Genomic DNA, 12808 nt, shown 5'->3' on the forward strand with positions numbered 1-12808 from the left:
TTCGTGGTACCACCTCGGTTTATTGATATGTCGCCATATCAACCTTTTCGGGTACGGCAATTTGGAAGCAAATTGGTTATACCCTATCTCTATAACGGGAGAACCCGTCGCAGCATCACTAAGAAAAGAACCTATCCTAGATCCGTGCGAGGCTCCGAGCCTTTGTTCATTAAGATCCTTATTACTCCTTTCCACCGAACAGGAGCTCTCTGTAAATAACGATTCCTAATTACTGTTCTCTTCATAGCCTTGTATTTTGTTTGAATTTTGAAAATATAGTAGCAAAGGTACGCTTGTTTTGTCAACGTATAACTTCTTCTGACCGGATTCTTTTTTTGCACAAGAAAATGGCGGCAAGCAACCAAACAACAGCCCCCATAATAAACGGTAAAAGTCTAAAGTTATAATTAATGACATCATCGATTCCAAGCAGCAATTTAAAGACGAATTGAAGGTTGGAAATCAAGTTCGCGCAGATTTGGTAGCTTCCTTCCGTTATTCCCTTTTTCCATCCTATTTCGTCGATGAACCACGCGAGAAGGGTTAGTAATGTATACAAGCCCAAAGAAATCATGCACCATTTTAGATATCTCATAAGGAACTCCTATAAAAGTATCCATATTTTACGAGTTATTCAAATTATATCATGAGAATGTAGAAAATAGGCTGTCGAGGGGGGAAAGCAAGAAGATATTTTTTTAACGGTTATGCCTAAAAGTAGAACAAGAGAGGAATCGATGTGGGGTGGAGGAGCGGGAGCGTCCGCCTTTGAAGCTCGTGTTCCAACCGCTGCAAGCCTATCATTCAAGGAACACGACTTCAACAGCGGCCGGAATCCCACATCGGTTCCTCCTCACGCACAAATGTACGGGTTTAACCGAATAAGGTTTTTATTTTTACCGAACACTTACCCAACCGACAAGGTTCCCGCTTTTTTGCGTACAAATAGGCTATAATAGTGTCTGAAATGACCATGATGGAACTCCATTATTACCGTATGATAAGAGTAAAGGATGCAACTCCTGAGAACGTTCGGGAACAACTCGACCTTGTGCCTTAAGAAAGACGGTACAGCTGCTTTCCAAGCTTGTTTTACTTTGTAAAACTGTTAGGAGGTTTTCCAAGTGGAGAGACAGTTACACAGCAGCCAATTTATTAAAGAGCAGTCGTTTCCGTTCTGGATCCGGCGTTTTTTTCATGACCATGAGCATGTTCCGCTGCTGCACGGGCATGACTTCGTCGAGCTGGTCTATGTCGTTCGGGGCGAGGCGCAGCATGTGTTTGAAGGGAGCTTTTACGATATCCGCTCGGGGGACGTGTTCATCATCAATCCCGGGGAGGTTCATACTTACAGCATCAAACCCGGCAAGGAAATCGAGATCATCAACTGCTTGTTCCTGTCCGATCTGATTCAGGGCAAATGGCTGCAGGAGCTGGGCGTATCGCAGTCGATGGACTATTTTTACGTGCATCCTTTTCTGGATAAAAGAGAGCGTTTTCACCGCTGCCTGAATTTGAACGGTCAGGATGCGACGCGCACCCAATTTTTGCTGGAGACGATCATCCATGAATTTGAGAACCGTCAGCCGGGCTTCGAGCCGCTTATTCGGCTTCAGATGGTAGAGCTGCTTATTTTGCTGTCCCGGGCATACCGTCATGCGGAAGGGCAAAGCGGCAGAGAGCATGTGCGCAGCAGCGCAAAGCAGCTTCTTGTCCGAAGAATTTGCGGCTATTTGGAACGCTATTACGATAAAAAAATTAGTATTTCCGACCTGTGTGAGCTATTCAATATCAGCTCGCGGCAGCTGAACCGGATTTTTAAAGAGTCGCTCGGCATGACGGTGGTGGATATGATTCACCGGATCCGCATCGAGAGGGCGAAGCATTTGTTGCTGGAAACCGATGAGAAGGTGATTACTATCGCCGGACGCGTCGGGTATGAGGACCCTGCCTTTTTCAGCCGATTGTTCCATCGGGAGGTAGGCTGCTCGCCGGGCAAATACCGTGAAACCTCCTAATCCCTTATTCGCGGAGGCCGCTTATGCGCTATTGGAATGATCAGCTGCTGAAGACGAAGATGTTTATTTCCTATTCCGTCGTCTCCTTGTTCATTGTAGGGATTACCTGCGGTATTTTTTATTACAAGAATACGAGCGATATTAAAGACCAGACGTTTTCCTTGTCGAAGATCATCTCCAAGCAGTTTTCCGAAATGATCGATCTGTACATTCAGAACATAGAGGAGCTGTCGCTTGCCATCTCCATCGACCCGTCCATTCAGGGGATTTTGTTCGACTTTTACAAAGCGACCGATCCTGTGGAGAAAGAGGTTGTGGGCTACAAGCTGAATCCGATTTTGTTCAATTTCTCTTATCCCAAAGCGTACGTTCAGCGCATCTCCATCTACTCGCTCGATAACCATTTGTACCAATATTCCAAGCGGGTGGAGCCGAGGCCGAGAAACCAGCTGACACCGGAGCAGTTGAGCGCACTAACCGTGTCCTTAGGCAAGAAGCCGTTCGTGAGTCTGCCTTCTTACGAAATCAACACGGATGAGCAGCATGCCGAGAAAGGGATTTCGTTTATCCGTAAAATTACGAAAATCCCCACCCAGACCATTATCGGCTTTGCCCAAATCGATATCAATGTAAATGCATTTAATATGGTGCTGGCGAACACCAATGCGAATGAAATGCAGCATACGATGAATGTGCTGATGGTTAACGACGAGGGCCGAATCATCTATGAGAATGGGAGCGATGCCGCAGAGAGCGTCCAGGACATGTTCGACCCTGGCGTGCTCAGCCGAAATGACACGGAGGGCGAGCTGAACTGGAGGCATACCGAGTATTTGTATACCGTTGTCAAGTCGGGCTATACCGGGTGGAATACGGTCATCCTCATCCCCAAGGATGTGCTTCTTCAGAAGCAAAAACGCATTCAAGACATCGTCCTTCTGGTCGGTGTGCTGACGATGCTACTGATTGCTGCGGTTTCCTACCTGATGTCTCATCAAATCTTGCGGCCGCTTAACAACCTGATGCGCAACATGTCGCGAGTTGAGCTGGGTGATTTCAGCCACAGAATGGATTATTCCGGCCGCAACGAAATCGGCAAGCTGAGCCGAATGTACAACCACATGCTGGAGAGTATTTCCAGGCTAATCCACGAAGTCTATGAGTCGAAGCTGGCGGAGAAGCATGCGCAGCTATCGGCTCTGCACGCACAAATCAACCCTCACTTTTTATACAACACCCTGAACATCATGAAATCGATCAGCCGGCTGAGAGGAATCGAAGAGGTAGCCGAGATTTCCGAGTCGCTGGCCGGACTGTTTCAATACAGTATGAAAAATATGCAGCATCCGGTAAGGCTGCAGGAAGAAATCGAGCATATTCACAATTATTTCAACATTCAACAGCATCGGTTCGGCAACCGGGTTCAGCTCTGCTGTGACATTCCGCCTGAGTTGCTCGAAGCCCGGATACTGAAGCTGACCGTCCAGCCCTTGATCGAAAACGCCTTTAATCACGGCCTCCGCAGAACCAAATCGGGAGGCTGCATTACGCTTCGTGCAGCGGAAGCCCAAGGGATGCTTACGATCACCGTTCACGACAACGGAGAAGGAGTAAGTGCCAAGACCTTAGCTCAGCTGCAGAAAGCGTTCCAGATGTCCAATGCGCTGAATTTTTATGAGAATGCCGGTCACGGCATCGGATTATTGAATATTCGTCAACGGATTCAGCTGTATTACGGCAAAGAATACGGGTTAACCGTTGCCAGCAAGCCGGGTGAAGGAACCTCCGTTTCCTTGGTCTTACCGTTCGTTACGGAGGTCAAAGAAAGCCGCAAGGCGGAGGAGGCTGCGCTATGAATATTTTTGTAGTGGAGGATGAGCGGTGGGCTCTGGCGGAGCTGGAGCAGATGATGCAGGCCCAGTATGGCGCCAGGCATCGGATTCACGCCTTCGATAATGGGGATGATGCTTTAACGGCTGTAGGCCGGCTGCGTCCGAGCCTCGTGCTGACGGATATTAACATGCCGGGAATCGATGGACTGGAGCTGATTGAAGAGCTGGCCAAGCTGGATTCCTCGATCAAATGCATCATCCTGAGCGTTCACGATGAATTTGAATATGCCCGGCAGAGCATGAGGTTCGGTGTGGGGGAGTATTTATTGAAGCCGGTGAAGAAGGAGGCCTTGTTTCAAGCCATCGACCATGCGCTTGTCCATATCGATGAGGAAAGAAGAAGAAGGAGCGAATGGTTCGCAGGCTCACTTGCCCAAATGCTGCTGTCGGAGGAAATCAGGCTTGAAAGGGCAGAGATTGAGCGCGAAGTGAACCGCTCTATGTACGGGATGGTACTGCTCTCGATAGGTTCAAAAGATACGCCGCCTATCTGGAGGCAGGTAGATCAAGAAATTCATTCTCTGGAACAACAGCTACAGTATGGCGGTGACCCGGAGAGAGTCATGGTCAGCGTCGATCTGGATGCCAGGCACAGATTGCTGCTCCTTCCTATGCTTCCGGCAGAGGAATCTCTGCTGCGGTCCGCCTTGTCCCGCCTCTTTGATCGGCTTAAACGGCTTCCCGCGCATCTTCAGATGGCGTTCGCCGTTAAGAAGGAGAAGGAGCCGGTTCGCAGCCTGTTTTTGCAGATGAAGCAGTGCATAGAGGAGCAGGCGGTTTTCGGTATGTCAGCCTACCTTATTCCGGGCATGAAACGGCAGGAGGCTGATCTGCTGAAGGTGTGGGATAAAGTCCGCGCGATGGACGTTCATTACAGAAAAGGCGATTTGCTCAAGGGACATCAGGTGCTGGATTGCATTATTGAGGAATTGACTCAAAAGCGTGTGACGAGGCATCAGCTGAAGCTGTTCGTGCAGGATATGCTGTTCTCGCTGCATTACCGTCTTGCGGCCTCGAGCGGCGGGCTGGTGAGCTGGACGGATTGGCAGGAGGATTTGCGCAGCTTGAACGGCTGCACCAGCTATGCCGAGCTGACGCAATGGCTGCAGGAGAAGCTGGTTGATTTGTATTGCGGACATGAGCCTCAAGACGAGAATCCCAAAGGGCTTGTTCCCATGCTGCTGCAGCATATTCATCGACATTATCAGAACAACATCTCGCTGCAGCAGTTCGCCTGCGATCATCACATCAGTCTGGGCTACTTGTCCCGGATGTTCAAGAGTCAGACCGGCACGACCTTCTCCGAATACATCACCGGTTACCGCATCCGCAAGGCGAAGGAGCTGCTGAGCGGGGGCGTCGACCGGCTTCAGGAGGTCAGCCAGCTGGTCGGTTATGAGGATACGAAGCATTTTAGCGCGCTGTTCAAAAAGTATGTCGGCCAGACCCCTATGGCGTATGCAAGAGAGCATAGTGCCATTAGGAAAAATTCCCCCCTTTAATCCGTACAAATCACCTGTATTCGCTGTACACAGGGCCCGCTTACAATAAACCTACAACAAGTCAACGTAAAGCTCGGTCGCCATCGGGTATGCTCTTCTCAATAAGCGAATGATTACGAAGCAGGTTATTCCTTCAGACAAACACTAAGGGAGGAAAGAAAGATGAAACGAACCCAACTCTTCACGGTTGTTTCCTATGCGGCCTTGATTTCGGTGCTTGCGGCTGGATGCAGCTCTTCAGGCCAGACTTCAGGCGGAGGGACCTCAGCCCCCGGCGGCAGCGCCCCTTCCACAGCCCCCTCGGCAGGCAAAACGAATGAACCGACTACACTGACTCTTCTCATTGGCTCGACCGGAACAGCCTATCCTGCCACCCAAGCGGTTGCAGCGGAAGCGGAAAAAAAGCTGAACATCAAGATCAAATTCGACATTAAGCCGGACGGCACCGAAGGGGACAACCTGGTTAAGACGCGATTGGCAACGGGAGAAATGGCCGATATTTTGTTATATAACTCGGGGTCGCTGCTGCAAGCCTTGAATCCGGAAGAAAATTTCGTCGATCTGTCAAAAGAGCCGTACATGGCGAATCTGCTGGATTCGTACAAGGAGACGATCAGCTCCAACGGCAAAGTATTCGGGGTGCCCGGCGGTTCCTCCAATGTCGGCGGCATTTTGTATAACAAAAAGGTTTATGCCGAGCTGGGGCTGTCCGTTCCCAAAACATGGGCTGAATTCATAGCCAACAGCGATAAAATCAAGGCCTCAGGGAAAACCGCTATCATCGGGTCCTACAAAACGACATGGACCTCACAACTGTTCGTGCTAGCCAATCATTATAACGTGCAGTCGCAGGTACCGACATTTGCCAAGGATTATACGGAGAACAAAGCCAAATATGCGACGACGCCGGCGGCGCTTCGCGGGTTTGAGATGACCAGCGAGGTGTTCAAAAAAGGCTACTACAATAAGGATTTTCTGGCGACGACCTATGATACGGGGCTTAAAATGCTTGCCGAAGGCAGCGGCGTCCAGTACCCGATGCTGACCAGCGCTATCGATGCTCTGGCTCAAAACTTTCCGGATAAAGTCCAAGATATCGGCGTGTTTCCGATTCCGAGCGATAATGCAAGCCTGAACGGATTCACCGTATGGATGCCAAGCTCTTATTACATTAATAAGAAGAGCAAGAACATCGACGCTGCCAAAAAGTTCATCGAGTTCCTGATTTCCCCGGAAGGCCAGAAAGCCTATATGTCCAAAAGCAAGGCGAACGGCCCTTTCGTCGTCAAGGGCATTCAGGTTCCGGACGACGCATATCAAGCGGTCAAGGATATGCAGACTTACTTTGATAACGGAAAGACACTGCCGGCGCTGGAATTCATCTCGCCAGTTAAGGGCCCTAACCTGGAGAGCATATTGATCGAAGTCGGAACCGGGCAAAAAACAGCAGCCGAAGGGGCCGCCGACTACGATAAGGATGTCAAGAAGCAGGCGCAGCAGCTTAATCTTCCAGGGTGGTAAGATTCATTGATTGGGATACAGCTGCTTGCTCGCGGGGTTCTCTAACCGCAGCCTATCCGGCCCTGCGCATCACGGCAGGGCCGAATTTTATCCACATGAAAGGATAGGATCCAGATGACGCTTACCCAAAAGAAAATGTACTCCTACTTGTTTCTGCTTCCGGCCGGGATCATTTACTTCGTCTTTTATCTGCTTCCGACCATCATGTCGCTGTTTTTCAGCTTGACCCGCTGGACACTGACCAAATGGCAGTTCATCGGGCTGGACAATTACATCATGTTTTTTGATGAGTCCTCCTTGAAGATCGGTTTCAAAAATACGCTAATCTTCGCCGTTGTGACCTGCGGCCTCAAGGTGATTCTAGCCCTGCTGCTCGCAACGCTGCTGACGTCGCGAATCTGGTTTAAGGATTACTTCCGGTCGATGGTGTTTTTCCCGACTCTGCTTAGTACGATTGCCGTCGGGATCGCCTTCAGCACGATGATGCATCCGACGCAAGGGGTTATTAATACCGCACTTGCCGCCATGGGCATCAATGGACCCGACTGGCTGGGGAATACCAGCATCGCGCTTCTGTCCGTAGCGCTCGTTGACGTCTGGAAGGGCGTCGGTATCGCAACGGTCATTTACATCGCCGGCATCATGTCCATCCCCCAGCATTACTATGAGGCTTTGAAAATAGACGGAGGAAGCGCGTTCCGCGGTTTCTGGCATATTACTTTGCCGCTCAGCCGACCTGCTATGAACTCCGTCATCATTCTCGCGTTCATTGGCGGATTACGTACGTTTGACCTGATTTGGGCCATGACGAAGGGCGGGCCCGGCTTCTCAACCGACCTTATCGCTTCCATTATTTACAAGCAGTATCAGGCAGGCTTCTACGGATTGGCTACCGCAGGGAATGTCATCCTGTTCATTGCCATTTCGGTCCTGGCATTTCCACTCTACATGTTTTTGAACAGAAGAGAGGTGGACCTGTGAATCGTGTCGTGCAAAAGACGGTCGTCAGCATTCTCATGCTCGTGATATCGACCGTTATTTTCTGGGTGCCCTTCTACTTCGTCATTATTAACTCCTTCAAATCTCCGACCAAAGCGGCGGATATGAGCATGGCTTGGCCCGATTCCTTTCATATTGTCGAGAATTATAGAGCGGTGCTGCAGGCGGCGGATCATATGCTGGTTCGGGCGTTTTACAACAGTACGCTCCTGACCGTTCTATCTATTGCAGGGCTGGTCATTGTCAGCTCGCTGGCAGGCTTCGTCCTACAGCGGAGGGAGAAGGGGAGGGGCGCGGCGACGCTCAACTTCCTGGTGCTGGCCGGCTTGATGATTCCCCCTGCTGTCGTGCCTACGATATGGGTGCTCAACTCCGTAGGGCTGTTCAAGACGCTGCCGGGGCTTACCTTGGTCGAAATCGCCCTGCATTTTCCATTCTGCGCCATCCTGTATAAAGCCTTTACGGCCACGATTCCCCGGGATATTGACGAAAGTGCGTTCATCGACGGCTGCGGCGGCTTCAAGCTGTTTACTCATATCATTTTTCCATTACTAAAGCCCGTATCTTCGACCATCATCATTATCCAATCCGTCAGCGTGTTCAATGATTTCGTCAATCCGCTCTATTTCCTGCCCGGCTCGGAGAACGCGACCGTCCAGCTTACACTGTACAACTTTATGAGTATGTACATCACGTCCTGGAACCTGCTGTTTGCCGATGTAGTGCTGATTTCCATCCCTCCTCTGATTCTGTTTATTTTCTTCAACAAAAAGATCGTCGCCGGTATGACGGCCGGCTCTGTTAAGGGCTAGCCATCAGCGGATTTCCGGCCGCATCGACCATTCGAATGGCGTAATGCACAATGAAGCCTGCTCTGGAGCGAAGTAAACTGAAGGAGATAAGAAGCTGGTTTTCGTTAGAAAACTCTATGCGGCTGCTTACTAAGGAGTTTTGGAATAAAACTCTGTGGAGAATCCAAATCTTCGAGAAATTTGCTAAATAGGGAAGTGGGGTATGCCTCGGAGGAGTTTACGTCCGTCTTTGAAATTCGTGAAAATACCCCTAAGTCTAATCAAATTCACGGATTTCAACAGCGGCTGGAGGGGCATATCTCACTGGAGTATAGTAGCAACATTTCAAGTGCTTTGGGTTACTAGGAAAAGTTGATGGCGGAGGTGGGGTGTCCCCTGGAGGAGCGATAGCGTCCGCCTTTGTTATCAGGAATTAACCTCTGCAAAGATATAATTAACAATTTCCTGATAACAACAGCGGCCGGAAGGGAATACCCCACCGGAGTACACAACCACCTTCTTGATTGGGTTTCTCAACAAATTCAGAGTTTTCTTACGAAAACGAAGTCAACGCTTACGAAAGTGAGTTTTCTGACGAAAACGAAGCCAACGCTTACGAAGTGAGTTTTCTAACGAAAACTAAGCCAATGCTTACGAAGTGAGTTTTCTTTCGAAAACTCTGAGGAGGAGAGTACATGGAAAGCTCCAGCGGTAGTGTACTTTGGTTCACAGGCCTTTCAGGCTCCGGCAAAACGACTACGGCGCAGCAAGTATATGCGAGGCTGAGGGAGATCGGCCGCCCCGTCGAGCTGCTGGATGGCGATGCCGTCCGAGCGGCCATCGGTAGAGGATTGGGCTTCAGCCGGAGCGACCGGCTCGAAAATATTCAGCGCATAGCCTACATTGCCAATTTGCTGTCCGGACACGGCATAACCGTCCTTGTCTCGGCCATCACGCCCTATAAGGAAATGCGCGATTATTTGCGGAGCCATGTGAACGGTTATGTCGAGGTGTATGTAAGCTGCTCCCTTGAGCAGTGTGAAGCACGGGACGTGAAGGGGTTGTACGCCAAGGCTAGACGGCAGGAGATCCCTCAGTTCACAGGCATTTCGGATGCTTATGAGATACCCGAACAACCGGATCTCACCATCGATACGGAGAAGCGTTCGGTAGAAGCGAATACAGAGCAGATCCTGGAATGGCTGCGGAGAAACCGCTGGAAGGCCGAAGCATGGACCGTGCAGTCGGCCATTGCTGCCGGGAGGGAGCAGCCTGGCGAAGGCAAGGCGATCGAAGAGGTGAGGAACATCCGATGAAAATCATCATGATTTCTCTCGATACGCTGCGTGCCGACCGTCTTGGCTGCTACGGATACGACAAACCGACAAGCCCGCATATCGACCGGATTGCCTCGGAAGGCGTGCTGATGGAGCGGGCCTATGCTGCGGATATCCCTACGGAGGTAGCACACACGGCTATTTTTACCGGAAAAATAGGGTTATCAAGCGGAATCGTCTCCCACGGCTCCGAGCTGGCCTACTTGCCCAAAAGCGTGAAATGGCTGCCCTCCTTGCTGAAGGCTGCTGGGTTCACGACCTGCGCCGTAGACAATTTGTATAACCTGAAGGAGTGGTTCGCCCGAGGCTATCAATACTACTTGAACAGCTCCGGACCCAAGCGATGGATTGACGGGCGTACCGTCAACGATCTGGCGCTGCCCTGGATTCGGGAGCATCAAGAGGAGGATTTCTTTCTGTTCCTCCATTACTGGGACGCCCATACGCCCTATTTGCCTCCGGAGAAATATATCGAACCTTTTTACGGCAAGAACAGGGATCCCTACCGGAAGGACGGCTCGGGCATGACTTCGGCTTATGAGCATCCAGCTTATCCATTTTTCAAGCATCATCATTACAAGCTGCTCGGCCCAGTGACCGATGCGGAATATATGAACGCGCTGTACGACGCCGAAATCCGCTATCTGGACGATTTGCTCCGGGAGCTGGATGATACCTTGGAGCACTTGGGGATCAAGGAAGAGACGATGCTCGTTTTGTTCGGAGATCATGGGGAAAGCTTGACCGAGCATGAGATTTATTGGGATCATTGCGGGCTGTATGAGCCAACGGTTCATGTTCCGCTCATCATGCGGTGGCCCGGACGAATACCGGAGGCGGTGCGGGTTAACGGCTTTGTCCAGCACGCGGATATTATGCCGACCCTATTGGAGGCGGCGGCAAGCGCGGCTTCATCGGGGATGAGCCCATCTGTGCTGGCCGTACCGGACGGGATCGACGGAAGAAGCTTATGGCCTTCCATTCTGGGAGAGGCGAAGGGGACGCTTGACGAAGTCTTTTTGAGCGAATGTGCCTGGCAGGCGGCAAGGGCGATTCGGACGGAACGGTATAAGCTGATCCGGTATTACGATCCGGGGCTTTTTCAGCGTCCGGTGACGGAGTTATATGATCTGCTCCATGATCCGGGAGAGCTTGTCAATATAGCGGATGCGGAACCGGAATTGGCCGAGGAGCTGGAGATGAAGCTGAATCACTATGTGAGGACTAAATTAGCCGGTAGAGCGGACCCGATGCTGAGACAAATTCATGAAGCGCAGCTGCCGTTTCGCAGGAGAATTGAAGCCATTCTTGCCGAGGTAGGCTTAACGTGGGAGGAGTGGATTCAGAATCCGCAGAGGGAACGTTACGACGCTTTGGAGAATGCGGCCTCGAAGCACGGGGGATAAACCAACCATCATCCGGCTTACGATTGACACAATCGACTCTAAGGATGTCGGAATCGGCAATGCTGCGGAATCACAGGTGGAATATGATGGAAACAGCTACAGCACCTCAGAACCGAGAGAACTCAGACACACGGCAAAAAGGCTCGCAGAAAAGTTTCGCACACTAAATCAGGAAAGGTGGTGCAGTCCCCGCTTGCAGATTCTAGGTGACGAAGCAAGTGGAGGGGCGCGAACGATGGCACTGAAAATCGGAATTGTCGGAATGAACGGGATTGGAATGCGGCATGCGGAATGCTATGCCTCCGACCCGCTGGGCGAGGTCGTTGCAGTCTGTGACGTAGTCAGGGAAAGGGCCGATAAAGCGGCGGAGAAGTACGGTGTCCGGGCTTACTACAGTCTGGAGGATATGCTGCAGCAGGAGCCGGAATTGGATATCGTCGATGTAACGACCGGCGGGATCGATAACGGAAGCTGGCATTTTGAACCGGCCATGCAGGCCATTGCTGCCGGGAAGCACGTGCTGATAGAGAAGCCGCTGGCGAATGACATCCGTGAAGGGAGGGAGCTTGTACGCTTCGCTGCCGAGAAGAAGGTGACGCTCGGCTGCAACCTGAATCATTATTTCTCCGCTCCCGCTGAACGGGCAAGACAGTATATGGACTCCGGAGATATTGGCGAAACCGTCTACTGTCTGGCCAAAATGGGCTTCAACGGCGGGGAGGAGCTGTACTCGGCCCCGAAATCTCCCAAAGATAAAGGCCAGCCTTATTTTCATATGAAAGCGTTCTTAACCCATCCTTTCAGTGTTATGCGCTATTACTGCGGGGATATCACTCATATCCAGACATTCTCCAATCAGGCGGGCTTCCGCAAAAGCGCCGGGGATATTACAGTATCCATCAACAGTATTCATGTGAAGTTCGCCAGCGGAGCCGCAGGCTATCTGCTCAGTCAAAGGGGCGATGCGACCTATGGGCTTGGCGGCTGGTGGACGATGGAGGTCGGCGGGACGAAGGGAACCTTCTGCATTGAAAACTGCGTGGAAAAGGTATCCTATTGGCGCGCGCAAAAAGGTATTCCGGCCATCGGGTCCCATCCGCAGCCGGAGGTGACGTCCTCCGGTGTAACGGAGTTCAACACGACCTTCAACAATAGGCTGCATGCCTTCCTCGAAGATATTACGAATGGAGTGCCTCGGGAGCATATCCGCGCCTCCGGCCGGGATGCGCTGGCTGTGCTGGAGTATACGTATGCGGTGATCGAATCGTATGAGCAAGGCGGCGCAGTAGTCCGGCCTCATCCGCTGCCGGCCTTCCACGGCGATCCGCTGACTATGAAATAA

10 protein-coding genes and 1 other annotated feature (1 of these 11 cut by a window edge) are annotated in these 12808 nt (G+C 51.2%); of the genes, 9 read left to right on the top strand and 1 reads right to left on the bottom strand.

The window, feature by feature from the left end; translation table 11 throughout:
- Positions 1-254: a binding site (T-box leader), on the bottom strand; it reaches 22 nt to the left of the window's first position.
- Between the two features lie 47 nt (positions 255-301).
- Complete coding sequence (locus B1728_RS21610; protein ID WP_079912472.1) at positions 302-595, bottom strand: hypothetical protein; 294 nt, start codon at positions 593-595, stop codon at positions 302-304.
- Between the two features lie 529 nt (positions 596-1124).
- Between B1728_RS21610 and B1728_RS21615 the strand changes: the two genes are divergently transcribed.
- From B1728_RS21615 to B1728_RS21655, 9 genes are all read left to right on the top strand, one after another.
- Positions 1125-2018 carry an AraC family transcriptional regulator gene (locus B1728_RS21615; protein WP_079912473.1) on the top strand — a complete coding sequence of 298 codons (894 nt, stop codon included), beginning with the start codon at positions 1125-1127 and terminating at the stop codon, positions 2016-2018.
- A gap of 23 nt (positions 2019-2041) precedes the next feature.
- Positions 2042-3874 (top strand): cache domain-containing sensor histidine kinase, encoded by a 1833-nt coding sequence (locus B1728_RS21620; RefSeq protein WP_079912474.1) that lies wholly within the window; start codon positions 2042-2044, stop codon positions 3872-3874.
- Positions 3871-5412: a response regulator transcription factor gene (locus B1728_RS21625; protein ID WP_079912475.1), complete on the top strand. Its 1542-nt coding sequence runs from the start codon at positions 3871-3873 to the stop codon at positions 5410-5412. Before B1728_RS21620 ends, B1728_RS21625 begins: the two co-directional genes overlap by 4 nt.
- A gap of 162 nt (positions 5413-5574) precedes the next feature.
- The gene (locus B1728_RS21630) at positions 5575-6933 is read left to right on the top strand and encodes an ABC transporter substrate-binding protein (RefSeq protein WP_079912476.1); all 1359 of its coding nucleotides are present in this window, start codon (positions 5575-5577) and stop codon (positions 6931-6933) included.
- A gap of 114 nt (positions 6934-7047) precedes the next feature.
- On the top strand, positions 7048-7914 hold the full coding sequence (locus B1728_RS21635) for a carbohydrate ABC transporter permease (protein ID WP_079912477.1): 867 nt from the start codon (positions 7048-7050) through the stop codon (positions 7912-7914).
- Complete coding sequence (locus tag B1728_RS21640) at positions 7911-8744, top strand: carbohydrate ABC transporter permease (protein WP_377740329.1); 834 nt, start codon at positions 7911-7913, stop codon at positions 8742-8744. The genes B1728_RS21635 and B1728_RS21640 overlap by 4 nt, the downstream gene beginning before the upstream one ends.
- A 674-nt stretch (positions 8745-9418) precedes the next feature.
- Complete coding sequence (gene cysC / locus B1728_RS21645) at positions 9419-10039, top strand: adenylyl-sulfate kinase (protein WP_079912478.1); 621 nt, start codon at positions 9419-9421, stop codon at positions 10037-10039.
- A complete protein-coding gene (locus tag B1728_RS21650) occupies positions 10036-11466 on the top strand; it encodes a sulfatase family protein (RefSeq protein ID WP_179136132.1) in 1431 nt (476 codons plus the stop codon). The genes cysC and B1728_RS21650 overlap by 4 nt, the downstream gene beginning before the upstream one ends.
- A gap of 235 nt (positions 11467-11701) precedes the next feature.
- Positions 11702-12808 carry a Gfo/Idh/MocA family protein gene (locus B1728_RS21655; protein ID WP_179136133.1) on the top strand — a complete coding sequence of 369 codons (1107 nt, stop codon included), beginning with the start codon at positions 11702-11704 and terminating at the stop codon, positions 12806-12808.

The sequence above is a fragment of the Paenibacillus sp. 32352 genome, assembly GCF_002042965.1.
Lineage (GTDB): Bacteria > Bacillota > Bacilli > Paenibacillales > NBRC-103111 > Paenibacillus_S > Paenibacillus_S vulneris.

Bases quoted from the DNA above. Each gene is read 5' to 3' on its own strand.
- B1728_RS21650 (WP_179136132.1), top strand. From the start codon at position 10,036: ATGAAAATCATCATGATTTCTCTCGATACGCTGCGTGCCGACCGTCTT.
- cysC (WP_079912478.1), top strand. From the start codon at position 9,419: ATGGAAAGCTCCAGCGGTAGTGTACTTTGGTTCACAGGCCTTTCAGGC.
- B1728_RS21655 (WP_179136133.1), top strand. From the start codon at position 11,702: ATGGCACTGAAAATCGGAATTGTCGGAATGAACGGGATTGGAATGCGG.
- B1728_RS21610 (WP_079912472.1), bottom strand. From the start codon at position 595: ATGAGATATCTAAAATGGTGCATGATTTCTTTGGGCTTGTATACATTA.
- B1728_RS21635 (WP_079912477.1), top strand. From the start codon at position 7,048: ATGACGCTTACCCAAAAGAAAATGTACTCCTACTTGTTTCTGCTTCCG.
- B1728_RS21630 (WP_079912476.1), top strand. From the start codon at position 5,575: ATGAAACGAACCCAACTCTTCACGGTTGTTTCCTATGCGGCCTTGATT.
- B1728_RS21625 (WP_079912475.1), top strand. From the start codon at position 3,871: ATGAATATTTTTGTAGTGGAGGATGAGCGGTGGGCTCTGGCGGAGCTG.
- B1728_RS21620 (WP_079912474.1), top strand. From the start codon at position 2,042: ATGCGCTATTGGAATGATCAGCTGCTGAAGACGAAGATGTTTATTTCC.